Consider the following 25145-nt stretch of genomic DNA (forward strand, 5'->3'; position numbering starts at 1 on the left):
CAGCCGTCCGGCGAGCGCAGGTGGGCAGGGCGGGTGGACATGAGGGGCGCTGGCAAATAAAGGTAAGGCTAACCTAAGCTTTCGCGGCATGACTGTACTGGAGAAGGCCACACCGTCCGGGGCGGTGGCCGAGACGCCGCCGCGCAGACGGCACACCACCGCGTGGCTGCTGACCGCCGGCATGGGCGTGGCCCTGGTCGCCCTCGTGCCGGTCGCCGCCGGGATCGGCGCCTACCCGATCCCCGTCGGGGACGTCCTCGCCTCCATCCAGCACAGAATCGGGCTCGGCGGCGGCGAGTTGGACCGGGTCGCCGAGTCGGTGCTGTGGAACGTGCGCTTCCCGCGGATCGTGCTCGCGCTGCTCATCGGGGCGTCGCTGGGGTGCGCCGGGGCGCTGATGCAGGGGGTGTTCGGCAACCCGCTCGCCGAGCCCGGCGTCATCGGCGTCTCCTCCGGCGCGGCGGTCGGGGCGGTCGGCGCGATCGCGCTCGGCGTCGGCTTCCTCGGCACCTGGACGGTGTCCGCCTTCGCGTTCGTCTCCGGGCTCGCCACCGTTCTGCTCGTGTACGTCATGGCGCGCTCGGGCGGCCGCACGGAAGTGGTGACGCTGATCCTCACCGGCATCGCGGTGAACGCCTTCGGCGGGGCGGTGATCGGGCTGTTCCTGTTCTTCGCGGACGCCGCGGCCATCCAGCAGATCACCTTCTGGCAACTCGGCTCGCTCTCCCAGGCGACCTGGCCGAAGGTGCTGGCCGTACTGCCGTGTGCGGTGTTGGGGCTGGCCGTCGCGCCGCTGTACGCCCGCCGGCTGGACCTGCTGGCCCTCGGCGAGGGGCCAGCGCGGCATCTGGGCGTGGACGTGGAGCGGCTGCGGATCATTCTCGTCCTGGTCATCGCGCTGCTGACGGCTGCGGCGGTGAGCGTCTCCGGGATCATCGGCTTCGTCGGCCTTGTCGTGCCGCATCTGCTGCGGATGGCGGCGGGGCCGGGGCATCGGTTTCTGGTGCCGGGCAGTGCGTTGTTGGGGGCGCTGGTTCTCCTCGCCGCGGATCTTGTGGCTCGGACGGTGGCTGCGCCTGCGGAGTTGCCGTTGGGGGTGTTGACGGCTCTTCTTGGGAGTCCCTTCTTCTTTTGGCTGCTGCGGCGGACTCGGCGGCGGCAAGGGGGGTGGGCCTGAGGGTTGTATGCCGGGTGCGGGTGGGTGGGGGTTGATCGCGCAGTTCCCCGCGCCCCTAAAAGAAAAGGGTGTCGCCCCTAACCGCGACTGCACGTGACCCTCCGTTCAAGGACCTCCTCACATGAGACTTCTCCGTCACCGTCCGGCCCCTCCCGCCCCCGCCACCCCCGGCGACATCCTCGCCACCGCCGAGGCCGTCCACGTCCGTCTCGGTGCCCTCCCCGTCCTCCACGGCGTCTCCGTGACCGTCCGCGCCGGTGAAGTGCTCGCCCTCGTCGGGCCCAACGGGGCCGGTAAATCGACCCTGTTGAGTGCGCTCGCCGCCGATCTACCCGCCACCGAAGGCACCGTACGGATCCACGGCCGCCCGGCCACCGACTGGAGCGCCCCCGAACTCGCCCTGCGTCGTGCCGTTCTGCCGCAGTCGGCGGCGTTGGCCTTTCCCTTCACGGTGGAGGAGGTCGTACGGATGGGGCGCGCGCCCCATGCCGTCTCCCCCGCCGAGGACGATCTGGCCGTCGCCGAGGCGATGGCCGCCACCGAGGTGACCGGATTCGCGGTACGGCCGTTCTCCGCGCTCAGCGGTGGCGAGCGGGCCCGGGTCGCGCTCGCCCGGGTGCTCGCGCAGCGCGCGCCGCTGCTGTTGCTGGACGAGCCGACGGCGGCGCTGGACCTCAGGCATCAGGAACTGGTGCTGCGGTTGTGCCGGGAGCGGGCGCGGGCCGGGGACGCGGTGGTGGTCGTACTCCACGATCTGGGGCTCGCGGCGGCGTACGCGCATCGCGTCGCGATTCTGCGCGCCGGGCGGATCGCGGCGGACGGGCCGCCGGCCGAGGTGTTCTGCGAGCGGCTGCTGTCGGAGGTGTACGACCAGCCGGTCGAAGTGCTTTCGCATCCTCGGACGGGGGCGGTCCTGGTGACCCCGCGACGCAATCCTTGACCCTCCTTTGACTTCACTGTGGGGGCGATTGTGGCCACTTGGGCGATCCTGATGTGCGTTAGGTGAGTCTCACCTTGCTGGTCGGTCGAGGTTCGTCATGCACCCTTTCCGGCCAACCCTGGAGTCTTCATGCGACCCGCCAGACTCTCCGCCGTCGCCGCTGCCGCCACCGTGGCGGCTCTGACCGCCGTCACCGGGTGCACCGAGAAAGGCAGTTCGGCGGGTGGCGACCGGGTCGTCAATGTGACGTCCACGGACGACAAGTGCGAGGTGTCGAAGAAGGAGTTCCCGGCCGGGCACGTGGAGCTCGCCATCGAGAACAAGGGCTCCAAGGTCACCGAGGTCTACATCCTCTTCCCGGACGACCGCATCGTCACCGAGCGCGAGAACATAGGCCCCGGCACCAAGCAGACCGTCACCGCCGAGGTGAAGGCGGGCGACTACACGATCGCCTGCAAGCCCGGCATGAAGGGCGACGGCATCCGGCAGACCGTCAAGGCCACCGGCAAGGGCGCGGCCGCCAAGCGCGACCCGCGGCTGGACGCGGCCGTGGCCGCCTACCGCGAGTACGTGCATCGGCTTCGGCCCGTCGCTGTTCGAGAAGTTCGGGCTCGACGGGCAGCGGCCCGAGGCGCTCGTCGATCTGCCGCACTTCGCCGGCGACAACCTCGACAAAAACCGCAGCGGCGGCGACCTGTGTGTGCAGGCCTGCGCGGACGACCCGCAGGTCTCGGTGCACGCGATCCGCAACCTGGCCCGCATCGGCTTCGGCAAGGTCGTCATCCGCTGGTCCCAGCTCGGCTTCGGGAAGACCTCGTCCACCACGCCCGACGAGCAGACCCCGCGCAACCTCATGGGCTTCAAGGACGGGACACGGAACATCGCCGGGACGGAGACGGACCGGCTGGAGAAGTTCGTGTGGGTGGGCGCCTCCGACGGTCCGGGGTGGATGACCGGCGGCTCGTATCTCGTCGCGCGCCGTATCCGTATGCACATCGAGACCTGGGACCGCACCTCGCTGCAGGAGCAGGAGGACATCTTCGGCCGCGACAAGGGCGAGGGCGCCCCGGTCGGCAAGGCCGAGGAGCGCGACGAGCCGTTCCTGAAGGCGATGCTGCCGGACGCGCACGTACGGCTGGCGCACCCCGACTCCAACGGCGGGGCGACGATCCTGCGCCGCGGCTACTCCTTCACCGACGGCACCGACGGCCTGGGCCGGCTGGACGCGGGCCTGTTCTTCCTCGCCTACCAGCGCGACCCGCGCACCGGGTTCGTCCGCATCCAGCGCAACCTGGCCGCCGACTCCCTCAACGAGTACATCCAGCACGTGGGTTCGGCGCTCTTCGCGATCCCGCCCGGCGTCCGTGACCAGGACGACTGGTGGGGCAGCACGCTGTTCGGCAAGGAGGCGTGAGGACGGATGTTCTCCAACTATCTGATCGGCCTGCGCGAGGGCCTGGAGGCGTCGCTCGTCGTCTGCATCCTCATCGCCTACCTGGTGAAGACGGACCGCCGGGACGCCCTCAAGCCCATCTGGGCCGGCATCGGCGTCGCCCTCGCCCTCGCGCTGGGCTTCGGCTGCGCGCTCGAATTCGGCTCGCAGGAGCTGACGTTCGAGGCACAGGAGGCGCTCGGCGGATCCCTGTCGATCCTCGCGGTCGGCCTGGTGACGTGGATGGTGTTCTGGATGCGGCGCACCGCCCGGCACTTGAGGGCCGAGCTGCACGGCAAGCTGGACGCGGCCCTGCAGATGGGCACGGGCGCGCTGGTGGCGACCGCGTTCCTCGCCGTCGGCCGGGAGGGCCTGGAGACGGCCCTGTTCGTGTGGGCGTCGGTGCGCGCGGCGGGTGACGGCAGTCCGCGCCCGCTGGTCGGCGTCGCCCTGGGCATCGCCACGGCGATCGTCCTGGGCCGGCTGTTCTACCGGGGCGCCCTGCGCATCAACCTCTCCAGGTTCTTCACCTGGACCGGCGGCATGCTGGTCGTCGTGGCGGCGGGCGTGCTGGCGTACGGCTTCCACGACCTGCAGGAGGCCCGCTGGCTGCCGGGCCTGTCGGCCAAGGCCTTCGACATCAGCGACACCATCGATCCGTCGAGTTGGTACGGCACCCTGCTGAAGGGCGTGTTCAACTTCCAGCCGGACCCGACCGCCCTTCAGGTCACGGTGTGGCTGCTGTACCTGGTCCCGACGCTCGCGCTGTTCCTGGCCCCGGTAGGGTTCGCCTCCGGGAAGGGGAAGGTGAAGGGACCTGATGAGCAGGGATCGCGGCCCTCGAAGGCTCCGCAGGCTTGACCGGAGCGCACTGGTAGCGGCATCCATGACCGCTTTGTCGTTGACGGCGAGCGGGTGCGTGGTGGTCCACGGGGAGCGGGAGATTCTCCCCTCGGCCACCAAGGCGGAGGCCGCCAAGGCGCTCCAGCAGTTCACTGCCGCATACAACGAGGCGGACAAGGAGTACGACAGCTCCCTCGACGCCGACCACGTCACCGGCGCCCTGGGCGACATCGACGCTGCCCGGCTGAAGGCGAGCAAGGCGATCAGCCCCGGCGGCAACGCGAAGCACACCCCGCTGAAGCTGTCGGACGTCACGTACACGATCCCGAAGAAGGCGGGCTGGCCGCGCTGGTTCGTGGCCGACGCGGCCGGCAACAAGTTCGGCAGCGCGCGCTGGCTCCTGGTGTTCACGCGGGGCGGCCTGGAGGAGCCGTGGGAGGCGGCGTATCTGACGCTGGTGGCCCCCGACGACGTACCGAAGTTCAAGACCGACAAGGACGGCTGGGCCGAGGCCGTCCCCGCGAACTCGACCGAACTGGCCGTGCCGCCGGGGGACTTGAGCAAGGCGTACGCCGGCTACCTCAAGGACGGCGGGGACACCTTCGCGCCCGGCCGCCACACCAGTGAGTGGCGTGCCGACCGGGAGAAGGACGCCAAGCGCCCTGGCCTGGTCAGCCAGTTCATCGACGAGCCGCTGACCGAGGGCGACTACGCCCCGGTGGCGCTGCGCACCACGGACGGCGGCGCGATGGTGTTCTTCACCACGCGCTACTACGAGAAGCGGACGGCCTACGCGGGCACCGAGGTCCCCTCGCCGGGCAAGGCGGTGGAGGCCCTGACGACGGGCGAGATAAAGCAGTCACTGACGATGGAGATCATCTCGAACGAGGTGGCCCTGGACCCGAAGGGCTCGGGCAAGGTGGAGGTCATCGGCAGGACCCAGGGCCTGACGTCGGCGAAGGGCGAGTAGCGCGCCCCAAAGGGGCGCGGGGAACTGCGCGACCAGCCACAATGGCGCCGCAGACGAAAGACCACGCATCGCGGTCTTCCCGCGGAGCGATCAGTGGCGCAGGGGCCAGGCCGCGGAGGCGTGGTCACGGTCCTCGCCGACGTAGCGGGCGCAGGCGTCGGTGAGGAGTTCCAGCAGGCTCAGCGGGTCGGGCAGCGGGTGTTCGAGGCCGCGGACCCAGTGGACGCTCTGGCCGTCGCCGGGAAGCCGGGCGGGCGGTACGAGGACGTAGGAGCCCCGGCAGTGCCAGCGCAGGCCGGGGTGCTCGTCCATGGTCTCGGGGTGGCAGTCCAGCTCACAGGGCCACCACTCGTCCTCGTCCTCGGGGGTACCGCGGGTGAGGGTGAAGAACAGCAGCCGGCCGTCGTCGCTCTCGGCGACCGGCCCGACCTCGACACCCGCGCCGAGCAGCCGCTCCAGCGCGTCGAGCCCGGCCTCCAGCGGCACGTCGAGCACGTCGTGGACCATGCCGGTGGCGGTGATGAAGTTGGCCTGCGGCTGATGGCGGGCCCAGCGCTCGATCTGGGCGCGGTCGGTGGTGGACTGCGTCTGCCAGGCGAAGGACACCGGGTGCCGGGCGGGCGTGGGACAGCCGACGCGGTCGCAGGAGCAGCGGTAGCCGGGGGCGGGGTGTGCGGCGGGCGCGAGCGGCAGGCCCGCTCCGACGGCGGCCAGCAGCAGGGCCTCACGGCCACCGTCGTCCGCGGTGGTGTCCTTCGGGCGGCGTCCGCGCAGCCACTGGGAGAGTTTGCCCTGCAGGCCGGTCCGGCCGCCCAACTCCGCGCTCATCTATCCCCTCGCCTCGCTGTCGTGCGGAACAGCATGCCTTATGGTCCCACTATCGTGCGCTCCGGGGGGCGGTAGCGGACAACCGGGGTAGGTGGGACGAGGCGTACACACCACCTGGATCAGCGGTAATGAGCCGCTTTGGCGGGATTCGGGATTTACGCCCCCGCTCTGTGGGGTGCGATGCCGTACAGGGCGTAGTCGACGAGGGTGTCGGTGTACTCGTACGAGATCGGCCCCGTGTGCTGCAGCCAGCGCTGGGCGAGCGGTGAGACCCACAGCTCGAGGGCGATGCGCGGGTCGACCTCCCGGCGGACCTGGCCGGCCTCCTGGGCGGCGCGCACCCGGTCGACGTAGAGCTGGAGCGAGGGTTCGAGGAGCTTGGCCACAACGACCCGGCTGAGCTGCTCGTCGACCACGCCCTCGGCGGCCAGGGCGCGGGAGGGGACCGCGAAGCGGGGGTCCTTGAGCTGGTCGACGGTCAGGCGCAGTACGGCCTTGAGGTCGGCGGCGAGGTCGCCGGTGTCCGGGATGGCGAACTCGTAGTCCGGGCCCGCGTCCCGGGCGGCCTGTTCACTCAGGTCGAGGAAGGCCTCCAGCAGGACGTCGGCCTTGGACGACCACCAGCGGTAGATCGTCTGCTTGCCGACGCCTGCGCGGGCGGCGATGCCCTCGATCGTCGTCTTGGGGTAGCCGATCTCCCCGACGAGGGCGAGGGCGGCGTCGTAGATGGCGCGGCGGGACTTCTCGCTGCGGCGGGTGGAGTTGGGGGCGGTCCGCTCGGACTTCTGGGCTGCCATGGCTCGAATTTATCAGTTGACAAGACGGACCGTCTCGCCGGATCCTGGTCGAACGACGGAAACGAGACGATACGTATCGTCGAGTCATGAGTCACGAGATGAACGGCGAGACGAACGACGAGATGAATGGCGAAAGGAACCTCACATGACCCGAGGCGGCGGAAACATGCTCGGAGTCGGCGGCACCCGACGGAACCTCGGCCGCAAGGCGCTGCGCGGCGCGGGCCAGGGCAGCCGGATCGGCGGCGGTACGGACCCGGCGGCGCAGAAACGGGACCTGCTGCGCAGACTTCAGCAGAAGCAGAAGCAGAAGCAGAAATAGCGGGGCCCGTCTCCCCCCGCCAGAGGGAGACGGGCCCCCTCGCATGCGGGATCCTCGCCCGGCGCGCGGCGGCTGTACTGAAGCGGTCAGCAGCTCAGGACAGTGACGGAGGAATCACGATGCGCGGGTGGACGAGACGCCGCATGCTCATCACGACGGCGTCGGCGGCGCCGCTGATCCCGACGGTGCCGATGGGCTCGACGGCGTCGGCCGCGGGCCGGTCGCGTCCGGGGAGCGGCGACATCGCCGACGCCTTGCGGGCCCTGCCCGGACTGCGGGTGATCGAGGAGCGGCCGGGGTCAGCCGAGCCGGGTGACCGGTATCGGTTCTTCGTGCTCGGGCTGCGTCAGCCGGTGGACCACACCGACCCGGCGGCCGGCACCTTCGAGCAGCGCCTCACGCTGCTGCACACCGCGGCGGACCGCCCCATGGTCCTCGCCACGACGGGATACCACGCCGTGCTCACCCCCTGGCGGGCCGAACCGACCGTGCTGCTGGGCGCCAACCAGCTCCAGATCGAGCACCGTTACTTCGGCACGTCCCGCCCCGCGACCCTCGACCACACCCACCTGACCATCCGCCAGGCCGCGGACGACCATCACCGCGTCGTCCGCCTCTTCCGCGCTCTGTACCCCGGCGCCTGGATCTCGGCGGGCGGCAGCAAGGGCGGCATGGCCTCGGTCTACCACCGTCGCTTCCACCCCGCCGACGTGGACGGCACCGTCGCCTACGGCGCCCCGAACAACGTCGACGACCGGGACGACTCCGCCTACCTCCGCTTCCTGGACAGTGTGGGCAGCGCGGAACACCGCGAGGCCGTGAGGCGGGCCCAGCGGCACATCCTGCTGCGCCGCGGCGAGATGGTCGCCCGTTACGAGGCCTGGGCGGCCGGCGACGGGGACACCTTCCGCATCGTCGGAAGTGCCGACAAGGCGCTGGAGATCGCGGTGCTGCGCGCGCAGTTCATGTTCTGGCAGCGGGCGCAGGCGCCGGACCTCGCCGCGCTGCCGGGCCCGGACGCCACGCCGGACGAGCTGTACGACTGGCTGGACCGCACGACCGGCCTGTCCCTGTACGCCGACTCCACGGCACGCAACTACATCCCGTACTGGTACCAGTGCGGCACCCAGCTCGGCTACGCCGACATGCGGGCGCCCCACCTGACCGGCCTGCTGCGGTACCGGGACCCCGCCCGGCCCCGCACGTTCGTGCCGCGCGACATCCCGATGCCGTTCGACGCCACGGCCATGCCGGACATCGACCGCTGGGTCCGCCGCCGCGGCAGCCGCCTGCTGTTCGTCAACGGCACGGCGGACCCCTCCGTCGCCGAGCCCTTCCGCCCCGGCGGCCCCGACTCCTGGGTGCTGCACGTGCCGGGCGGGAACCACAGCGCCAAGATCGAGAACCTGCCGCCGGTGGACCGGGCGCAGGCGCGGGCGACGCTGGCGCGGTGGGCTCGCGCCTAGGCCCTGTCGTCGAATTCCCGTCGTCCGCCCGAAGGGCGGGCCGCGCGCCCGCCGCGGATGGGGGCCCCCGCTCGAGCGAAGCCGAGAGTGAGGGAGGCTGATGTCGCCGTGGGCGCGTGCTCTCGGCGGCGACGAGCTGTGTGGGCACCTCCCACGCCCTTGAGGCAGTGGGGGAGCGTGCATGGCGTCGCGCGGCCGGCGGGAATTTGACGACCGGGCCTACGGGGTGTCGCCCTCCGAGGGCCAGGCGTCGCCCCAGTTCGCGTCGCGAGCAGCCTTGTAGAGGTCGCCGTGGCGTTTGGTGATGGTGGTGCGGCGCAGGGACGGTTCGGTTTCGCAGAGGTCGAGGAGTACCTGGCCCTTGCGGATCTGGGGTTTGCGTACGACTCGGGCGGGGGCCGGAGTGGGGGCGTGGCGGGTGGCGGCGACGTAGCTGAACTTCTCGTCCTCGTAGGCGAGGGAGCCGCCCTTGATCCGGCGGTGCAGGGAGGAGCGGCTGACCCGCGCCGAGAAGTGGCACCAGTCCGTGCCTGGGACGATGGGGCAGGCGGCGCTGTGCGGGCAGGGGGCGGCGATGTGGAAGCCGGCGGCGACGAGGCGGTCGCGGGCCTCGATGACGCGGGTGTAGCCGTCGGGGGTGCCGGGTTCGACGATCACGACCGCCTGCGCTGCGGAGGCGACGGTGTCGAGGAGGGTGGTGCGGTCGGGGGCGGTGAGTTCGTTGAGGACGTAGGAGACGGTGACGAGGTCGGTGGGGTCGAGGGTGAGCGCCGAGCCGATGCGGGCTCGCTGCCAACGGGCCCGCCGCAGCACCGGGTTGGCGGCGGCGATCTCCCGGCCGATCTCCAGGGCGGGCTCGGCCCAGTCCAGCACGGTGACGCCGCGCTCGCCGGGCCAGGTGGCGGTGACGGCCCAGGTAGCGGCGCCGGTTCCGCCGCCCACGTCGATGTGGCCGACGGGGGTCCAGTCCGGCACGGCCCGTGCGAACGCCTCCAGCGCCGCGTGGACGGCCTCGAAGGTGGCGGGCATGCGGTAGGCGGCGTAGGCGGCTACGTCCGCGCGGTCGCGGAGGATCGGGGCGTGGGTGGGGGTCGCTCCGCGGTAGGCGGCGATCAGCCGGTCGACCGCCTGGGCGGCCTGGCGGGGCGGGAGGCCGTCGAGGAGGGCGGCGAGGGCGGTGCGCAGGGTTTCGGCGGCTGGGGGGACGGGGACGTTCACCCGGCGATTCTACGAGCGCGGGAGGATTCCCAGCCCGTCCGGCGTTTGAGGACGAGGCCCGTTCAGGGCCGATGCGGGGGTCCGGGGGCGGCAGCCCCCGGGGACGGGACGGGTAGGGGCGGCGGGGGCGAAAACCCTCCCCGGCCGTTACCGCCCCCGCATCGCCCGCGCCACCCTCGTCCCCGCCGCCATCCGCGGCCGGCTGTCCGCCCCCCGCCTGCGCGGATGCACCGCATTCGCCAGCAGCACCAGGAACGAGTCCGTCGCCGGATCCAGTACCAGCGACGTCCCGGTGAAGCCCGTGTGCCCGGCCGCCCCTCGCCCCGCCAGCTCCCCCATGAACCACGGCTGGTCGACCGCGAAGCCCAGACCGGGCGGGGTCAGCAGGAGTTCCACGAAGTCGGGGCCCAGGATGCGGGCGGGCCCGTACGCGCCCCCGGACAGCAGGGCACGGCAGAACACCGCGAGGTCGTGGCCGGTCGAGAACAGGCCCGCGTGCCCCGCCACCCCGCCCAGCGCCCAGGCGTTCTCGTCGTGGACGAGACCCCGCAGCATCCCCCGGTCCGCCTTGGCCCAGGGCCGCCGCTGGTCCTCCGTCGCCGCCGCGCCGGGACAGGGGCCGAAGCGGGTCGCCGTCATGCCCAGCGGACGCGTGATGCCGTCGTGGATCAGGACGTCGAGGGTGCGGCTCGTGATGCGTTCCAGGACGTGCTGGAGCAGGAGCAGATTGAGGTCGGAGTAGCAGTAGGTGCCAGGGACGCCGATCGGGGGTTCCGCGCGCAGCAGCTCCATGCGCTCCGCGTCGTCGTCGCAGTCGTAGAGGGGAAGTTCCGGCCGCAGCCCGGAGGTGTGCGTCAGCAATTGGCGGACGGTGATCCCGTGCCGCGCCGCCGCCCGGAAGTCCGGCAGATACGCCCCGACCCGCGCGTCGATGCCCAGCGTGCCGCGCTCGATCTGCTGCACCGCGGCGACGGAGGTGAACAGCTTGGTGAGGGAGGCCAGGTCGAAGGGGGTCGCCGTGGTCATCGGGACGCGGGCCTCGGGCGGCAGCTCCACGCCCTCCTCCTTGGCTTCGTCGTACGCGGCGTACCGCACCGCCCAGCCCACCGCCTCCTCGACGGCGACGTACGGCCCCCGCCCGACGATCAGCACCGCTCCGGCCGCCCAGGGGCGTGGGCCGGTGGTGAGGTCGTGGACCTCGCGGACGAGATGTCGGATCTCCTCGGGGTCGAGACCGGCCTTCTCCGGCGTGTCCCCGCGCAGTCTCGGCGCGCTCAGCTCTCTGCTCCCTCCGCATCCGCATGTCTGTCCGCACGTCTGTTCCAAGGACGGCACATTCCCATGAAGCAGGCCAGCGCCACCAGTGCCGCGGCCAGTTGGACGACGGCCATCGGGACGGCCGTGTCCTCCCCGGCGATGCCCACCAGGGGCGAGGCGACGGCGCCGATGAGGAAGGAGGACGTGCCGAGCAGCGCGGAGGCGGACCCGGCGGAGTGCTGGGTGTGCTGGAGGGCGAGGGCCTGGGTGTTGGGGAGGGTGATGCCCATCGCGGACATCAGGATGAAGAGGGCTGCGGCGACCGGTACCAGGCCCACCTCGCCGAAGACGCCGACGGACATCAGCAGCAGTGCCGTCGCGGACAGGATGACGACTCCCAGGCCCGCCCCCAGGACGCGGTCCAGGCTCACCCGCCCCACCAGCACCTTGCCGTTGATCTGGCCGACCACCACCAGGCCGACCGAGTTGAGCCCGAACAGCAGACTGAAGGTCTGCGGCGAGGCGCCGTGGATCTCCTGGATCACGAAGGGGGACGCCGAGATGTACGCGAAGAGCGCGGCGAAGGCGAAGCCACCGGCCAGCGTGTATCCGGCGAAGGCACGGTCGGCGAGCAGGCCGCGCATGGCGCGCAGGGCCTCGCCGACCCCGCCGGCGTGCCGGTCCTGAGGTGGCAGGGTCTCCGGGAGCCTCCGCCAGACGAGGCCTGCCAGCAGCACCCCGACCACGGTGAGCACGACGAACACGCCACGCCAGTCCGTCACCCGCAGGATCTGCCCGCCGATGAGCGGCGCCACGACCGGGGCGACCCCGGAGATCAGCATCAGGGTGGAGAAGAAGCGGGCCATCGCCAGCCCGTCGTACAGATCGCGTACGACCGCCCGCGCGATCACGATCGCCGCCGCGCCCGCGAGCCCCTGCGCCAGCCGGAAGGCGACCAGGAACTCGACCGTGGGGGCCAGTGCGCACAGCGCGGTGGCCACGACGTACACCGCGAGGCCCGCAAGCAGCGGGCGCCTGCGGCCCCAGCGGTCGCTCATCGGGCCGACCACCAACTGCCCCAGCGCCATGCCGGCCAGGCAGGCGGTGAGGGTGAGCTGGACGGTCGCGGCGGGCGCGTGCAGGGAGCCGGTGACCTCGGGGAGCGCCGGGAGGTACATGTCCATCGCCAGCGGGGGCGTGGCCGTCAGCCCGCCGAGGATGAAGGTGACCAGGAGGCCGGTGGTGCGCAGGGAGCGGGTGGGTGGTCGCTTCGTCGTCGGTGCCGCCGACTGCGACACGTCCGGTATCGGCTGTATCGGCCCCCCACGGTCGCCCATCTGCGCCCCTCCCTCTCCGAGTGATCCGCCCTCTATGCTCTCAGCTCGAACAGAGTGCCGAGTGTCACATGGACGAGGGGTGGGGCCGCGATGGGTGAGCAGCGCGTGCGGTGGGGGATTCTGGCTACCGGCGGGATCGCCGCCGCGTTCACCGCGGATCTCGTCGATCTGCCCCATGCCGAGGTGGTGGCCGTCGCCTCGCGCAGGCAGGAGTCCGCCGACGCGTTCGCCGAGCGGTTCGGGATCCCCCGCGCGTACGGCGACTGGAGCGCGCTCGCCGAGGACGGCGACATCGATGTCGTGTACGTCGCCACCCCGCACTCGGCGCATCGCGAGGCCGCCGGGCTGTGTCTGGAGGCCGGGCGCAACGTGCTGTGCGAGAAGGCGTTCACGATCAACGCGCGGGAGGCCGCGGAACTCGTCACGCTGGCCCGAGCGCGCGGGAGCTTCCTGATGGAAGCCATGTGGATGTACTGCAATCCGCTGATCCGGCGTCTGAAGGCCCTGGTCGACGACGGCGCGATCGGCGAGGTGCGCCATGTCCAGGCCGACTTCGGCCTTGCCGGCCCCTTCCCGCCCGCGCACCGGCTGCGCGACCCGGCGCAGGGCGGCGGCGCGCTGCTGGACCTCGGCGTGTACCCCGTCTCCTTCGCCCACCTCCTGCTCGGGGAGCCGTCGGACGTGACGGCGCGGGCGGCGCTGTCGGCGGAGGGCGTCGATCTGCAGACGGGCGCGCTGCTCTCCTGGGACAGCGGCGCGCTCGCCTCGCTGCACTGCTCCATCGTCGGCGGTACGGCGACCTCGGCGTCCGTCACCGGCTCGGGCGGCCGGATCGACGTACCGAACGGGTTCTTCTTCCCGGACCGGTTCGTGCTGCACCGGGACGGCCGTGACCCCGAGGAGTTCACGGCCGACCCGGCGGACGGGCCCCGCAACAGCCTGCGGCACGAGGCCGCCGAGGTGATGCGTGCCCTGCGGGCCGGTGAGACCGAGTCCCCGCTGGTCCCGCTGGCGGGCACGCTGGCCGTGATGCGGACGCTGGACGCGATCCGGGACCGCGTCGGGGTGCGCTACCCGGGCGAGGACCCCGTCGGCGAGGCACCGGAACTCACGCCGGCTTGAGCCCTGGCTCCCCCACCTGCGTGACGAAGGACGCGGCGGTGGAGAGCGGCGCCCCGGGCCTGGTCACGTACGGCACCGTCTTGAAGTCGGCCCGGGCGAGCCGCTGTCCCAGCGCGACGGTCACGTAGCCGCGCTGTCCGTTGTAGAACCGCAGGTGCGGGTTGGCCTTCAGGTACGTGTCCCAGTTGGCGGGCCGGTCGGCGCCGTCCCGGCCGCTGGCGATCGAGGTGGCCACGATCTCGGTGCCGAGGGTGGCGGAGTCGGGGGCGTCGAAGTCGTCCTTGATGTCGAAGCCGTAGCCGACGTGGACGTCGCCGGTGAGCACCATCAGGTTCTCGACGCCGGCGGCCTTGGCGCCGTCGAGCACCCGGCGGCGGGAGGCGCGGTAGCCGTCCCAGGCGTCCATGGACACCCGTGAGGGCGCGGTGAGGTCGAACCGGCGCTGGGAGAAGACGACCTGCTGCGGTACGACGTTCCACAGCGCCGTCGAGTCGCGCCAGCCGCCCAGCAGCCACCGCTCCTGGGTGGCGCCGGTCATCGTGCGCGCCGGGTCGTCGATCTCCGGGCCGGGGAGCTGGGCGCCGTCGCCGTAGGCCTGGTTGGAGCGGTACTGCCGGGTGTCCAGCACGTCGAACTGGGCGAGCCGGCCCCAGTGCAGGCGCCGGTAGAGCTGCATGTCGGGTCCTGCGGGGCGCTGCGGGAGGCGCAGGGGCTGGTTCTCCCAGTAGGCGCGGTAGGCGGCGGCCCGGCGCAGCAGGAACTCCTCCGGCGGGACGCTGTTCTCGGGGGTGTCGTCGGCGTAGTTGTTCTCGGTCTCGTGGTCGTCCCAGGTGACGACGAAGGGGTGTGCGGCGTGCGCGGCCCTGAGGTCGGGGTCGGACTTGAACAGGGCGTAGCGCAGCCGGTAGTCCTCCAGGGTCACCGTCTCGCGGTTGAACAGGCCGGGGAGGGTGCGGTCGGTGTAGTTGCGGTAGCCGCCGACGGAGTTGACGGCGTACTCGTACAGGTAGTCGCCGAGGTGGAGGACGACGTCCACGTCGTCCTGCGCGAGATGGCGGTACGGCGTGTAGTAGCCGTCGGTGTAGGACTGGCAGGAGACGGCGGCGAAGGTGAGGGCGCTCGGCGCGGCGCCCGGCGCCGGGGCGGTGCGGGTGCGGCCCGTCTCGCTGATCCAGGTGCCGGCGCGGAAGCGGTAGTAGAACACGCGGTCGGCGTCCAGGCCGCCGACCTCGACGTGGACGCTGTGGTGGAACTCGGGGTGGGCGATGGCCGCGCCGCGTCTGGCGATCCGGGTGAACGCCTCGTCGTGCGCCAGCTCCCAGTGCACGGTGACCTGCTGGGCGGGCAGCCCGCTGTCGGGCTGGTACGGGGCGGGTGCGAGGCGGGTCCACAGCAGGACGGAGTCGGGCAGCGGGTCCCCGGAGGCGACGCCGAGGGTGAAGGGGTCGTCGGCGATCCTGCGGGGGTCGAGCCGGGCGGCGCTCGCGGTGCCGGCGGCCGGCAGGTTCACGGCGAAGGCCAGTGCGGCGGCCGCGCCGGTCACGGTCAGGAAGCGGCGGCGGCCGATACGGCGGGCGGCGGCGCGCAGTTCGGGGCTGTGCTGGGGCGGGTCTGTCGTGATGGTCATCCGGTCCTCCCCTTGCCGATGGATGCATGAGGCATTGGAGTGGCCGGTGACGACACCCGCTTGGCGCGTACACAACACCCGGATGGCAGACAGATGAGTTCCGAATGGCGGACCGTCGCGTAGCCTGCGGCCCCATGAACGACAGGCGAACGGACACGAGGACCGCGGTGGTGACAGGTGCCGGCTCCGGCATCGGCCGTGCGGTCGCGGTGGAACTGCTGCGCGCGGGCTGGTCGGTGGCGCTCGCGGGGCGGCGCGTGGAGACGCTGGAGGAGACGGCGGCGCTGGTGCCGGACGGGGCCGCTCTCGCCGTACGGACCGACGTGTCACGGCAGGAGGACGTGACCGCCCTGTTCGCCGCGACCGTGGAGCGGTTCGGGCGGGTCGACCTGCTGTTCAACAACGCGGGGACGTTCGGTCCTGGCGGGGTGCCGGTCGAGGAGCTGCCGTACGACGCCTGGCGGCATGTGGTGGACACCAACCTCAACGGGGCGTTCCTGTGCGCGCAGGCGGCGTACCGCCAGATGAAGGAGCAGGACCCGCAGGGCGGCCGCATCATCAACAACGGCTCGATCTCCGCGCACACCCCACGCCCCCACTCGGCGCCCTACACGGCGACCAAGCACGCGCTGACCGGCCTGACCAAGGCCCTGTCCCTGGACGGCCGGCCCTACAACATCGCCGTCGGCCAGATCGACATCGGCAACGCGGCGACCGACATGACCGCACGGATGCAGACGGGCGCCCTCCAGGCCGACGGTTCGGTGGTGCCCGAGCCGGTGATGGACGTCGCCGACGTGGCGCGGACGGTGCGGCACATGGCGGAGCTCCCGCTGGAGGCGAACGTGCAGTTCGCGACCGTACTGGCGACGGCGATGCCGTACGTGGGGCGTGGCTGAGATCCGACGGCCTGTCACATCCTCCACAACCTGCACAACCGGAATATGAAGTTCCGCTGCATCAGGGCCGGTGGGCGACCTATGCTCAACTCCACCTGCACCAGAGCTTCACATTTGGAGTAGGGGTCTTCCGCAGGCCGAACCGAGGGGGGAACGGCGGCCGTTCCACGACACCGGGTTGGGGGTGGACCTCGCGTGGGACCGCGAGGTGCGCACCGGCACGTGGAACGGCTGCCATGCGGTTGCGTACGGCGGCGCTGCTCAGCGCCCCAGGATCCGGTCGACCTCGGCCATCTCCCGCGCGGTGAGCGGCCCCTTCTCGATCGCCCCCGCGTTCTGCTCGGCCTGCGCCACGGAGCGGAACCCCGGGATCGGCACGGACTGCGGGCTGCGCGCCCACAGCCAGGCCAGGGCGCCCTGGCCGAGGGTACGGCCCCCGCTGGTGAGGACCTCCTTGAGCGCGTCCACGCGGGCCACCCAGTCCGGGTCGGCGCCGGATCCGTCCTCGAAGCCCTTCAGCCACTCGGGCGGCCGGCTGCGGATGTCCCCGGCCTCCAGCGCCTGCCCGCTCCTGCGCCTCCCGGTCAGCAGGCCCATCGCCAGCGGGCTGCGGTTGATGCTCGCCAGCTTCAACTGCGCACACAGCTCGAACATCCGCGGCGCGTCCTGGAGCACATTGGCCATGTGCTGTACGGCCGCGCAGTGCTCGCCTCGCGCGAAGACGGCGGCGCGGTCCGGATCGTCGGTGCTCCACGCGTAGGCCCGGATCAGCCCTTCCCGCACGAACCCCTCGCAGGCGTCGCGCAGTTCGGCGGCGCGCTGCGGGTCGGCGTCGGACAGATGGAGCTGGTAGAGGTCGATGTGGTCGGTGTCAAGGCGCTTCAGCGAGGCGGTCAGCGCCCGGCGGACGTACTGCGGGGAATCGTCGGCGCCGGTGAGGGTGCGGGTCTCCTCGTCGAAGACGTTGCCCCACTTGGTGGCGACGACGACATCGGCGCGGCGCTTGCCGAGGGCGCGGCCGAGGACCCGCTCGCTGTGGCCGGCGCCGTAGGTGTCCGCGGTGTCGAAGAAGGTGACGCCCAGGTCGAGGGCGCGCCGGATGGCCCGTACCGACTCCTCGTCGTCGACCTTGCCCCAGCCGAGCGGCTGCCCGTCGGCGGACTGCCACTCACCGCCGATGGCCCAGCAGCCGAAGCCGAGAGCGCTTACCTCGATGCCGGTCCGTCCCAAAGTCCTCTTGGTGTCCATGAGGAGGGACGTTAGAAGTTGAAGCGCACACGAAGGCAAGCCCTCGAGCGAACTCCCTGAAAGCGATTACGCCTGACCAGTCTCGAAACGGGAGATCCGGCCGTCGTCCTCGACCTCGAAGTGCCACCGGGTGCGCATCTCGCCCCAGGTGTCGTTGCGGTAGCTGGCGAGGAGGTCACGGCCGTGGTTGGACTCGTTGTCGACCTCCATGTGGCCGTGGGAGGCGAAGATCTCCCGCTCGATCCACTCGGCGAGGTCGCGGTCGGTGCCGTCGTCGGCCATGGTCGCGCCCGGCGCCAGGATGTTCAGGAACCCCTCGCGGTCATGGGCGTTGACGGCGGTGACGAACGCGCGGACGGCGGGGTCGCTCAGTTTGGACGTCTGAATCGTCATACCGGTCAGCCTCACACCGGCCCCGGCGGTCCGCCACCCGAACGGCGGCGAGAGGAGGCCGGGCGGGTGTAGTGGGTGCGACGGTGGACACACGGAAGGGGATCTGTCCCTGCTGAGTGTTCCGCTGAGTGTTCCACCTGACCGTTCCGCTGACTGTTCCGGGAGTCGCTGTGGGTGCTGCAAATGCTGCGAGTGCTTTCGACCGACGTGATCTGGGCCTGCTGCTGCTCCGGCTGGGTGCCGGCGGGGTGCTGGCCGCGCACGGCACGCAGAAGCTGTTCGGCTGGTTCGGCGGGCACGGCCTGACGGGGACCGGCCAGTTCATGGAGTCGGTCGGCTACCGGCCCGGCAAGGCGAGCGCCACCGCGGCGGGCCTCGCGGAGGCCGGCGGCGGCACGCTGCTGGCGCTGGGCCTCGCGACCCCCGCGGCCGGTGCGGCGGCGGCCGGCGGCATGGCGGGGGCGGCAACCGTGCACGCCCCCAACGGCTTCTTCAACCAGAGCGGCGGCTACGAATACGCGGCGACCCTCGGCCTCGCCGCGACCGGCCTCGCCATCGCGGGCCCCGGCCGGCTCTCCCTCGACCACGCCCTCGGCCATGTCTTCGACCGCGGCTGGATGGTACCGACGGCCCTGGCGACGACGGCCGCGGTGACGGCCCTGGTGGTGGGCGCACGAAACCGACGGCTGGACAAGCCGGAGAAGGAGGAGGACGCGGCGGGGTTCGAGGGGCAGGAGTCGTTGTTCGGCGATTGACTTGCTCCTCGGGCTGAAGCCCGAGGATTGCGGCCTTCCCGATCGTTGCTGTGCCGCTACGCGGCACGGGGCCCGGTCGGGATTCCATGGCTTCCTGTTTCTTCGCGCTGTGCCGGGATTGCTCCCGGTCTTACCGGCGCTCCACAGGCCGATACCGCCAGTCCGGCGGCCGTCTTCACGTTGATCGCGGCATGGGTGTCCCGATCGTGGAGGGTGCCACAGGCGGCACAGGTCCATTCCCGCACGTTCAGGGGTTTGGGCCCGTCCACAGCGCCGCAGGTGGAGCAGGTCTGGGAGGTCGGCTCGAAGCGGCCGATCTTCACCAGGGTGCGGCCGTACCGCTCCGCTTTGTACGCCAGCATGCTGATGAACTGTGCCCATCCGGCGTCGTAGACGGACTTGGCCAGCTTCGTGCGGGCCAGTCCCGCCACCGACAGGTCCTCCACGGCGATCCCTTGGTTCTCGGAGATCAGTTTCGTGGAGAGCTGGTGGTGGAACTCACGGCGGGCGTCAGCAACTGTGGCGTGGGCGCGGGCGACCTTCAGGCGGGCCTTGGCCCGGTTCTTTGATCCCTTCTGTTTGCGGGACAGCTCCTTTTGGGCCTTCTTCAGCTTCTTCTCCGCGCGCCGAAGGAAGCGCGGGGAGTCGATCTTCGTGCCATCGGAGAGGACCGCGAAGTGGGTCAGGCCGAGATCGATGCCGATGGTGCGGTCGGTCTCCGGCATCCGGGTGGCGTCGGCGGCGGGGTCGGTGTCGATGACGAAGGAGGCGAAGTACCGTCCGGCCGCGTCCTTGATGACGGTGACGGAGGTGGGGGTGGCCGGCAAGGCGCGGGACCACTTCACCTTCACCGCGCCGATCTTCGGAAGGTTCAGACAGCCATGGCCGGTGATCTTCCAGCAGGCGTTGGCGGTGAACCGGATCGACTGCCGGGCGTCCTTGCGGGACTTGAAGCGCGGTGCGCCCAGCTTCGGTCCCCTGCGGGTGCCCTTGAGGGAGGCGAAGAAGTTGCGGTACGCGCTCTCGGCATCCCGCAGTGACTGCTGGAGCACCACCGCGGACACCTCACCCAGCCAGGACCGCTCCCTCGTCCGCTTCGCCTCGGTGATCAGCTTCCGGGACAGCTCTCCAGCCGTCGGGAACGGCTGCCCGGCCTTACGGGCGTGTTCACGGGCGCGGACCGCGTCGTTGAACACCACACGGGCGCACCCGAACGCCCTGGCCAGCGCAGTGCGCTGACCGGCATTCGGGTAGAGCCTGAACGCGTACCGGAGTTGCATGCCGATCAGCCTAGAAAGCTCGAACACCCGCTGCCGCCAGGAACATGTGTACGAGATGTCACCTGGGTCGTGCACTGCCCGGCTCCGCCGGAAAAACACCGCGACGCCCCGCGTCGCTCTCGAACCGGTGGGAAGCGCGGCTGGTCGTGCGCGCCGACCCGGAGGTGCGTGGAGCCCTCGTTGAAGCCGTGGAAGGGGTCGTCCACGTCCAGCCTCCAGGAACAGCCCGGAAACGGTGATGCGCCCCGCGCGACGGACCCCCCGCCCTCCCCCGTAGAGCAGACGACAGACAGACGTCCGCAGGGAGGGGAACAGACCGTGGCAGGGCACGGAGGCAGAGCCGCCAGAGGTACGGCGGCCGCGCTGGCGGCGATGGTGGCGCTCACCGCCTCACAGGCGCCAGGGGCGATCCCGGCGCGCACCGCGGCGCCGGCACCGAGGCAGACACCCGCCGAGCAGGGACCGAGCATCTCCGGCGACACCCCGTACCGCACCGAGCTGCCGCCGCTGCGGACCGGGAAACCCGACGGCGACCAGGCCACCGTCCCGGCCGAGGCGGACGCCGCGCTGCCGGCGAGCGTGTTCGCCGCGTACCGGCAGGCGGAGCGGCGGCTCGCGCGCGAGGCGCCCGGCTGCCGGCTGCGGTGGCAGTTGCTGGCGGCGATCGGGCAGGTGGAGTCCGGGCAGGCCCGGGGCGGGCGGGTGACGACGGACGGTACGACCGTGACGCCGATCCTCGGCCCACGGCTGGACGGCATGGCGTTCGCGCTGATCCGGGACACCGACGGCGGCGCCCATGACGGGGACACGGCGTACGACCGCGCGGTCGGGCCGATGCAGTTCATCCCGTCGACGTGGGCCCGCTGGGGTGCGGACGGCAACGGTGACGGGCGCACGGACCCGAACAACGTCTTCGACGCGGCCCTCGCCGCCGGGCGGTATCTCTGCGCGGGCGGGCGGGACCTGTCGGACCCGGCCGACCTGGACCGGGCGATCCTCGGCTACAACCACTCGGCGGCCTATCTGCGCACGGTCAGGGCCTGGTACGCGTACTTCCTGGACGGCCACCGGGTGGTCCCGGACAGCTCGGCCGGTCCCTCCACTCGCCCCGAACCATCAGGGTCAGCCTCGAAGCCGAAGCCGCAGTCGAAGCCCACACCGAAACCGAAACCGAAGGCAATCACCGTCGCGCCGACCCACCCCTCCACCCGTCCGACCGCCACCCCGTCGACCCCCCACCCCGGCCCCAGCCCCGAGGAGTCCGAGAACCCCCAACTCCCCCTCCCCACCCCGGATATCGACCTTCCCGGCGACGACCTGCTGTCCGACGGCGCCCTCACTCACCAGTAACAGCGCGGACTCGATGACCGCCGCCCCCTCCACAACGGCCGATACTCGACGGTAATGTCGCGCCCCGCCGGACGGAACGAAACCGGCGGGTGAGCGCGAAGGGGCCCTCATGGCGACGGACATGCCTGCGGACATGCCCGCAGAGATACCTGCGGAGATGGACGCCGCCGACGAACGGTGGCGACACATGTGGAGCCACCGCGAGCAGCTTCTCAAGGTGGCCCGGCGCAGGTCGATGAGCGCGGAGGACGCCGAGGACGCGGTGCACGAGGCCATGCTGCGCGCCGCCGAGCGCCCCGACCTGGACGACGAGCGGCTCGCGGCCTGGCTGACGACGGTCACGATGCGGCTGTGCGTCGACCGCTACCGGCAGGTCAACCGCGAGGCCCAGGTGCGCACCAGCCCGACCCTCATCGCCCCCGGCCCCGTCCCCGTCGAGGAGGCGGTGTGCGACCGGGCCGAGGCGAAGTGGCTGGCGGTGCGCAGTGGTGAACTGCCCGCGCGGCAGGCCGAGGCGCTGCGGCTGAAGTCGGAGGACCTGGACGTCGGCCAGGTCGCCGTCCGGATGGGGCTCAGTTACCGGACCGTCGAGTCGCTGCTGGCCCGGGCGCGGCGGACGCTGCGGCAGTCGCTGGCCGCGACGCTCGGGTTCGCCCTGTTCCTCATCGGGTGGGGGCGGCCGCGCGGCGGCGGCAAGGTGCAGGCCGTGGCGGTGGCCTCGACGGCGGCGACGCTGGCGGTCGCGGGGTTCGTCCTGCCGCACGCCCTCGACGGGGGCGGGGACGCGGACGGCACCAAGCCTCGGCCCGCCGTCGCCACGCCGGACGGCGCGGAGGCGTTGCGTCCGGAGGAGGGTGAGGGCCGGGGGCCGGAGGGGAACCGGCCCGCCGGGGCGACGGCGGAACGGCGAGCGACCGAGTCCCCGTCGGGTGAATCGTTCCTCCCGCTGTCCGTCCCGTCGCTGCCGAAGGTGCCGGACGTCCCGCCGGTCTCCGTGTCCCCGCTGCCGGCGCTCTCCGCACCGCAGGTCCCGCCGGTCCCCGAGGTGCCGACCGTGCCGGAGCTGCCCGAGGTCCCCGAGGCCCCCGACCTGCCCGTAGCGCCCCCGGCCGATCCGACGGACGCGGCGACGGCGGTCCCGGACGACGCCCCCACCGCCGTACCGCCCCCCGCGCTCCCCACGCCGACGGCGAGCACCCTGCCGTAGCCCCGGCCAAGCGGCCGTAAACCTCCCAAATCACCCACCCACCATCCCGCTCGAAAAAAATCCGCCACCTCGGCGACGGACGCCCCGCCCCTCCCCGTAGAGCAGATGTCGGAGCTGCTCCAGGGGCTGAAGGGTGAACCGGATGGGTGTCGAGATCTGTGTGGAAGGGCTGACCAAGTCCTTCGGCCACCAGGTCATCTGGCAGGACGTGTCACTGACGCTGCCCGCCGGGGAGGTATCGGTCATGCTCGGCCCCTCGGGCACGGGCAAGTCGGTGTTCCTCAAGACGCTCGTCGGACTGCTGAAGCCGGAGCGCGGGTCGATCACGATCCAGGGCCGGGACATCACCAAGCTGCGCGAGCACGACCTGTACGAGGTGCGCAAGCTCTTCGGCGTGCTGTTCCAGGACGGCGCGCTGTTCGGCTCGATGAACCTGTACGACAACATCGCCTTCCCGCTGCGCGAGCACACCCGTAAGTCCGAGAGCGAGATCCGGCGCATCGTGCTGGAGAAGATGGACATGGTCGGGCTGATCGGCGCGGAGGGGAAGCTGCCCGGCGAGATCTCCGGCGGGATGCGCAAGCGGGCGGGGCTGGCGCGGGCGCTCGTGCTCGACCCGGAGATCATCCTCTTCGACGAGCCCGACTCGGGCCTGGATCCGGTCCGGGTCGCCTATCTCAACCAGCTCATCGTCGACCTCAACGCCCAGATCGACGCGACCTTCCTGATCGTCACCCACGACATCGCCTCGGCCCGCCAGGTGCCGGACAACATCGGGCTGCTGTTCCGCCGTGAGCTGGTGATGTTCGGGCCGCGGGAGGAGCTGCTGACCAGCGACGAGCCCGTCGTACGGCAGTTCCTGAACGGCCGGATGCAGGGCCCGATCGGCATGGCGGAGGAGAAGGACGCCGCCCAGGTCGAGCAGGAACTGGCCGCGCTCAACGGAAGCGAGCCCGCACAGACACCCGGCAGCCAGGCCATGACTCCCCGCCTGCTGCCGGGGCCGGGCATCCCCCGGCCACCGCGCTGGGAGGCGATCGCCCGGCGCGAGGCCGCGCTGCACCACAAGGCGGTGGCCGGCGCATGAGCCTGTCACCGATCGGAGGGCTGCGGCAGTCGGGGAGCCTGTTCGCGATGGCGCTGGACGTCGTCCGGACCATCCCCAGGCGCCCCTTCCAGGCGAGGGAGTTCATCCAGCAGGCGTGGTTCGTCGCGAGTGTCACCATCCTGCCGACGGCGCTCGTCTCCATCCCCTTCGGGGCCGTCATCGCGCTGCAGATCGGCAGCCTGACCCGGCAGCTCGGCGCCCAGTCCTTCTCCGGCGCCGCCTCCGTGCTGGCCGTGCTGCGCGAGGCCTCGCCGATCGTCACGGCGCTGCTGATCGCGGGCGCGGGCGGCACGGCGATCTGCGCGGACCTGGGCGCCCGGAAGATCCGGGACGAGATCGACGCGATGCAGGTGCTGGGCATCGACCCCATCCACCGCCTCGTCGTCCCGCGCGTGCTGGCGTCGATGCTGGTGGCGGTGCTGCTCAACGGCCTGGTATCGGTGGTCGGCGTGGCGGGCGGCTATTTCTTCAACGTCGTCCTCCAGAACGGCACCCCGGGCGCCTACCTCGCCTCCTTCACCACCCTCGCCCAGCTCTCCGACCTGTGGGCGGCCGAGGTCAAGGCACTCGTGTTCGGCGCGATCGCCGGGATCGTCGCCTCGTACAAGGGACTCACGGCGAAAGGCGGGCCGAAGGGTGTGGGCGACGCGGTGAACCAGTCGGTGGTGATCACCTTCATGTTGCTGTTCGTGACCAACTTCGTGATGACCGCGGTGTACTTCCAGGTCGTCCCGCAGAGGGGTTAGCCGATGCGACGACTTCTCCAGCGACCACTGCACTCCCTCGAAGCGCTGGGCACTCAACTCTCCTTCTACGGCCGCTCGTTGGCGTGGACGGGCCGCACCCTGCGCCGCTACAAGAAGGAGATCCTGCGGCTGCTCGCCGAGGTGAGCTTCGGCCGCGGCGCACTCGCCGTCGTCGGCGGCACGGTGGGCGTGATCGCCTTCCTGTCCTTCTTCACGGGCACGGAGGTCGGCCTCCAGGGCTACGCGGCCCTCAACCAGCTCGGCACCTCCAACTTCGTCGCCTTCCTCTCGGCGTACTTCAACACCCGCGAGATCGCCCCGCTGGTGGCCGGGCTGGCCCTCTCCGCGACCGTCGGCGCCGGTTTCACCGCCCAGCTCGGCGCGATGCGGATCAGCGAGGAGACCGACGCCCTCGAAGTCATGGGTGTGCCCTCGCTGCCGTTCCTGGTGACGACGCGGATGATCGCCGGGTTCGTGGCCGTGATCCCGCTGTACGTGATCGGCCTGCTGTCGTCGTATCTCGCAGCCCGCACCATCACCACCGGCTACTACGGCCAGTCGGCCGGCACCTACGACCACTACTTCCAGCAGTACCTGCCCCCGGTCGACGTGCTGTGGTCCTTCGGCAAGGTGCTCGTCTTCGCCGTCCTGATCATCCTGGTGCACTGCTTCTACGGCTACTACGCGAGCGGCGGCCCGGCGGGCGTCGGCGTCGCGGTGGGCCGTGCGGTGCGGACCTCGATCGTGGCGATCAACGTCCTGGACTTCTTCCTGTCGTTGGCGATCTGGGGCGCCAACACGACCGTACGGATAGCGGGGTGAG

The 25145-nt window shown here is 71.5% G+C and carries 23 protein-coding genes and 2 pseudogenes; 16 read left to right on the plus strand and 9 right to left on the minus strand.

What is annotated here, in order from left to right; translation table 11 throughout:
- Nucleotides 1–88: 88 nt before the first annotated feature.
- The 6 genes and pseudogenes from ACP4J3_RS30720 (at nt 89) to ACP4J3_RS30745 (ending at nt 5362) form a co-directional block, all read left to right on the plus strand.
- Nucleotides 89–1177, plus strand: coding sequence for a FecCD family ABC transporter permease (locus ACP4J3_RS30720; RefSeq protein WP_426539329.1), 1089 nt, complete (start codon nt 89–91; stop codon nt 1175–1177).
- A gap of 121 nt (nt 1178–1298) precedes the next feature.
- Nucleotides 1299–2117: a heme ABC transporter ATP-binding protein gene (locus ACP4J3_RS30725; RefSeq protein ID WP_426539330.1), complete on the plus strand. Its 819-nt coding sequence runs from the start codon at nt 1299–1301 to the stop codon at nt 2115–2117.
- Between the two features lie 129 nt (nt 2118–2246).
- Nucleotides 2247–2691 (plus strand): annotated as a pseudogene (locus ACP4J3_RS30730) (cupredoxin domain-containing protein); the annotation flags it as partial.
- A pseudogene (locus tag ACP4J3_RS30735) lies at nt 2689–3531 on the plus strand (Dyp-type peroxidase); the annotation flags it as partial. The pseudogenes ACP4J3_RS30730 and ACP4J3_RS30735, both read left to right, overlap by 3 nt.
- 6 nt (nt 3532–3537) lie before the next feature.
- Complete coding sequence (efeU, locus tag ACP4J3_RS30740) at nt 3538–4410, plus strand: iron uptake transporter permease EfeU (protein WP_426539331.1); 873 nt, start codon at nt 3538–3540, stop codon at nt 4408–4410.
- A complete protein-coding gene (locus ACP4J3_RS30745) occupies nt 4370–5362 on the plus strand; it encodes a hypothetical protein (protein WP_426539332.1) in 993 nt (330 codons plus the stop codon). The genes efeU and ACP4J3_RS30745 overlap by 41 nt, the downstream gene beginning before the upstream one ends.
- A gap of 90 nt (nt 5363–5452) precedes the next feature.
- On the opposite strand, the gene ACP4J3_RS30750 is transcribed toward ACP4J3_RS30745, so the two are convergent.
- Entirely contained in the window at nt 5453–6190 is a 738-nt protein-coding gene (locus tag ACP4J3_RS30750; protein ID WP_426539333.1) for a bifunctional DNA primase/polymerase, read from the minus strand.
- A 155-nt stretch (nt 6191–6345) separates the two neighbouring features.
- The gene (locus tag ACP4J3_RS30755) at nt 6346–6987 is read right to left on the minus strand and encodes a TetR/AcrR family transcriptional regulator (RefSeq protein ID WP_426539334.1); all 642 of its coding nucleotides are present in this window, start codon (nt 6985–6987) and stop codon (nt 6346–6348) included.
- Between the two features lie 145 nt (nt 6988–7132).
- Between ACP4J3_RS30755 and ACP4J3_RS30760 the strand changes: the two genes are divergently transcribed.
- The gene (locus ACP4J3_RS30760) at nt 7133–7309 is read left to right on the plus strand and encodes a DUF6243 family protein (RefSeq protein ID WP_426539335.1); all 177 of its coding nucleotides are present in this window, start codon (nt 7133–7135) and stop codon (nt 7307–7309) included.
- Between the two features lie 143 nt (nt 7310–7452).
- Nucleotides 7453–8775 (plus strand): S28 family serine protease, encoded by a 1323-nt coding sequence (locus ACP4J3_RS30765; protein ID WP_426539336.1) that lies wholly within the window; start codon nt 7453–7455, stop codon nt 8773–8775.
- A 219-nt stretch (nt 8776–8994) separates the two neighbouring features.
- Here the strand turns inward: ACP4J3_RS30765 and ACP4J3_RS30770 are convergent, their stop codons facing one another.
- The 3 genes from ACP4J3_RS30770 to ACP4J3_RS30780 form a co-directional block, all read right to left on the minus strand.
- The gene (locus ACP4J3_RS30770) at nt 8995–9993 is read right to left on the minus strand and encodes a small ribosomal subunit Rsm22 family protein (protein ID WP_426539337.1); all 999 of its coding nucleotides are present in this window, start codon (nt 9991–9993) and stop codon (nt 8995–8997) included.
- 147 nt (nt 9994–10140) lie between these two features.
- On the minus strand, nt 10141–11328 hold the full coding sequence (locus ACP4J3_RS30775; RefSeq protein WP_426539338.1) for a serine hydrolase domain-containing protein: 1188 nt from the start codon (nt 11326–11328) through the stop codon (nt 10141–10143).
- Nucleotides 11268–12587, minus strand: coding sequence for a multidrug effflux MFS transporter (locus tag ACP4J3_RS30780; protein ID WP_426539339.1), 1320 nt, complete (start codon nt 12585–12587; stop codon nt 11268–11270). The genes ACP4J3_RS30775 and ACP4J3_RS30780 overlap by 61 nt, the downstream gene beginning before the upstream one ends.
- 90 nt (nt 12588–12677) lie before the next feature.
- Here ACP4J3_RS30780 and ACP4J3_RS30785 point away from each other — a divergent pair, with 90 nt between their 5' ends.
- Nucleotides 12678–13709 carry a Gfo/Idh/MocA family protein gene (locus ACP4J3_RS30785; RefSeq protein ID WP_426539340.1) on the plus strand — a complete coding sequence of 344 codons (1032 nt, stop codon included), beginning with the start codon at nt 12678–12680 and terminating at the stop codon, nt 13707–13709.
- On the opposite strand, the gene ACP4J3_RS30790 is transcribed toward ACP4J3_RS30785, so the two are convergent.
- Nucleotides 13696–15336, minus strand: coding sequence for an alkaline phosphatase D family protein (locus ACP4J3_RS30790; RefSeq protein WP_426539341.1), 1641 nt, complete (start codon nt 15334–15336; stop codon nt 13696–13698). The two genes, ACP4J3_RS30785 and ACP4J3_RS30790, sit on opposite strands and share 14 nt — an antisense overlap.
- A gap of 134 nt (nt 15337–15470) precedes the next feature.
- Between ACP4J3_RS30790 and ACP4J3_RS30795 the strand changes: the two genes are divergently transcribed.
- Nucleotides 15471–16235 carry an SDR family oxidoreductase gene (locus ACP4J3_RS30795; RefSeq protein ID WP_426539342.1) on the plus strand — a complete coding sequence of 255 codons (765 nt, stop codon included), beginning with the start codon at nt 15471–15473 and terminating at the stop codon, nt 16233–16235.
- A gap of 261 nt (nt 16236–16496) precedes the next feature.
- Here the strand turns inward: ACP4J3_RS30795 and ACP4J3_RS30800 are convergent, their stop codons facing one another.
- Together ACP4J3_RS30800 and ACP4J3_RS30805 are read right to left on the minus strand one after the other, a co-directional pair.
- The gene (locus tag ACP4J3_RS30800; protein ID WP_426539344.1) at nt 16497–17483 is read right to left on the minus strand and encodes an aldo/keto reductase; all 987 of its coding nucleotides are present in this window, start codon (nt 17481–17483) and stop codon (nt 16497–16499) included.
- 66 nt (nt 17484–17549) lie between these two features.
- The gene (locus ACP4J3_RS30805) at nt 17550–17876 is read right to left on the minus strand and encodes a nuclear transport factor 2 family protein (RefSeq protein WP_194046824.1); all 327 of its coding nucleotides are present in this window, start codon (nt 17874–17876) and stop codon (nt 17550–17552) included.
- Between the two features lie 170 nt (nt 17877–18046).
- Between ACP4J3_RS30805 and ACP4J3_RS30810 the strand changes: the two genes are divergently transcribed.
- Entirely contained in the window at nt 18047–18631 is a 585-nt protein-coding gene (locus tag ACP4J3_RS30810; protein WP_426539345.1) for a DoxX family protein, read from the plus strand.
- A 56-nt stretch (nt 18632–18687) separates the two neighbouring features.
- On the opposite strand, the gene ACP4J3_RS30815 is transcribed toward ACP4J3_RS30810, so the two are convergent.
- The gene (locus ACP4J3_RS30815) at nt 18688–19911 is read right to left on the minus strand and encodes an RNA-guided endonuclease InsQ/TnpB family protein (RefSeq protein ID WP_426539346.1); all 1224 of its coding nucleotides are present in this window, start codon (nt 19909–19911) and stop codon (nt 18688–18690) included.
- A gap of 318 nt (nt 19912–20229) precedes the next feature.
- Between ACP4J3_RS30815 and ACP4J3_RS30820 the strand changes: the two genes are divergently transcribed.
- The 5 genes from ACP4J3_RS30820 (at nt 20230) to ACP4J3_RS30840 (ending at nt 25144) form a co-directional block, all read left to right on the plus strand.
- Nucleotides 20230–21261 carry a lytic transglycosylase domain-containing protein gene (locus tag ACP4J3_RS30820; RefSeq protein ID WP_426539348.1) on the plus strand — a complete coding sequence of 344 codons (1032 nt, stop codon included), beginning with the start codon at nt 20230–20232 and terminating at the stop codon, nt 21259–21261.
- A gap of 109 nt (nt 21262–21370) precedes the next feature.
- Nucleotides 21371–22468 carry an RNA polymerase sigma factor gene (locus ACP4J3_RS30825; RefSeq protein WP_426539349.1) on the plus strand — a complete coding sequence of 366 codons (1098 nt, stop codon included), beginning with the start codon at nt 21371–21373 and terminating at the stop codon, nt 22466–22468.
- Between the two features lie 142 nt (nt 22469–22610).
- Complete coding sequence (locus ACP4J3_RS30830; RefSeq protein WP_426539350.1) at nt 22611–23555, plus strand: ABC transporter ATP-binding protein; 945 nt, start codon at nt 22611–22613, stop codon at nt 23553–23555.
- The gene (locus tag ACP4J3_RS30835; protein WP_426539351.1) at nt 23552–24322 is read left to right on the plus strand and encodes an MlaE family ABC transporter permease; all 771 of its coding nucleotides are present in this window, start codon (nt 23552–23554) and stop codon (nt 24320–24322) included. The genes ACP4J3_RS30830 and ACP4J3_RS30835 overlap by 4 nt, the downstream gene beginning before the upstream one ends.
- A gap of 3 nt (nt 24323–24325) precedes the next feature.
- The gene (locus tag ACP4J3_RS30840) at nt 24326–25144 is read left to right on the plus strand and encodes an MlaE family ABC transporter permease (protein WP_426539352.1); all 819 of its coding nucleotides are present in this window, start codon (nt 24326–24328) and stop codon (nt 25142–25144) included.
- The last annotated feature ends 1 nt before the right edge of the window (nt 25145 follow it).

It is taken from the genome of Streptomyces sp. UG1 (assembly GCF_049974585.1).
Taxonomy (GTDB): Bacteria; Actinomycetota; Actinomycetes; order Streptomycetales; family Streptomycetaceae; genus Streptomyces.

What these genes read in the sequence shown, in the direction of transcription:
- ACP4J3_RS30790 (WP_426539341.1), bottom strand. Translation starts at nt 15,336, where the DNA reads ATGACCATCACGACAGACCCGCCCCAGCACAGCCCCGAACTGCGCGCC.
- ACP4J3_RS30750 (WP_426539333.1), bottom strand. Translation starts at nt 6,190, where the DNA reads ATGAGCGCGGAGTTGGGCGGCCGGACCGGCCTGCAGGGCAAACTCTCC.
- ACP4J3_RS30720 (WP_426539329.1), top strand. Translation starts at nt 89, where the DNA reads ATGACTGTACTGGAGAAGGCCACACCGTCCGGGGCGGTGGCCGAGACG.
- ACP4J3_RS30745 (WP_426539332.1), top strand. Translation starts at nt 4,370, where the DNA reads ATGAGCAGGGATCGCGGCCCTCGAAGGCTCCGCAGGCTTGACCGGAGC.
- ACP4J3_RS30785 (WP_426539340.1), top strand. Translation starts at nt 12,678, where the DNA reads ATGGGTGAGCAGCGCGTGCGGTGGGGGATTCTGGCTACCGGCGGGATC.
- ACP4J3_RS30830 (WP_426539350.1), top strand. Translation starts at nt 22,611, where the DNA reads ATGGGTGTCGAGATCTGTGTGGAAGGGCTGACCAAGTCCTTCGGCCAC.
- ACP4J3_RS30805 (WP_194046824.1), bottom strand. Translation starts at nt 17,876, where the DNA reads ATGACGATTCAGACGTCCAAACTGAGCGACCCCGCCGTCCGCGCGTTC.
- ACP4J3_RS30815 (WP_426539346.1), bottom strand. Translation starts at nt 19,911, where the DNA reads ATGCAACTCCGGTACGCGTTCAGGCTCTACCCGAATGCCGGTCAGCGC.
- ACP4J3_RS30835 (WP_426539351.1), top strand. Translation starts at nt 23,552, where the DNA reads ATGAGCCTGTCACCGATCGGAGGGCTGCGGCAGTCGGGGAGCCTGTTC.
- ACP4J3_RS30760 (WP_426539335.1), top strand. Translation starts at nt 7,133, where the DNA reads ATGACCCGAGGCGGCGGAAACATGCTCGGAGTCGGCGGCACCCGACGG.
- efeU (WP_426539331.1), top strand. Translation starts at nt 3,538, where the DNA reads ATGTTCTCCAACTATCTGATCGGCCTGCGCGAGGGCCTGGAGGCGTCG.
- ACP4J3_RS30840 (WP_426539352.1), top strand. Translation starts at nt 24,326, where the DNA reads ATGCGACGACTTCTCCAGCGACCACTGCACTCCCTCGAAGCGCTGGGC.
- ACP4J3_RS30800 (WP_426539344.1), bottom strand. Translation starts at nt 17,483, where the DNA reads ATGGACACCAAGAGGACTTTGGGACGGACCGGCATCGAGGTAAGCGCT.
- ACP4J3_RS30825 (WP_426539349.1), top strand. Translation starts at nt 21,371, where the DNA reads ATGGCGACGGACATGCCTGCGGACATGCCCGCAGAGATACCTGCGGAG.
- ACP4J3_RS30795 (WP_426539342.1), top strand. Translation starts at nt 15,471, where the DNA reads ATGAACGACAGGCGAACGGACACGAGGACCGCGGTGGTGACAGGTGCC.
- ACP4J3_RS30765 (WP_426539336.1), top strand. Translation starts at nt 7,453, where the DNA reads ATGCTCATCACGACGGCGTCGGCGGCGCCGCTGATCCCGACGGTGCCG.
- ACP4J3_RS30780 (WP_426539339.1), bottom strand. Translation starts at nt 12,587, where the DNA reads ATGGGCGACCGTGGGGGGCCGATACAGCCGATACCGGACGTGTCGCAG.
- ACP4J3_RS30755 (WP_426539334.1), bottom strand. Translation starts at nt 6,987, where the DNA reads ATGGCAGCCCAGAAGTCCGAGCGGACCGCCCCCAACTCCACCCGCCGC.
- ACP4J3_RS30725 (WP_426539330.1), top strand. Translation starts at nt 1,299, where the DNA reads ATGAGACTTCTCCGTCACCGTCCGGCCCCTCCCGCCCCCGCCACCCCC.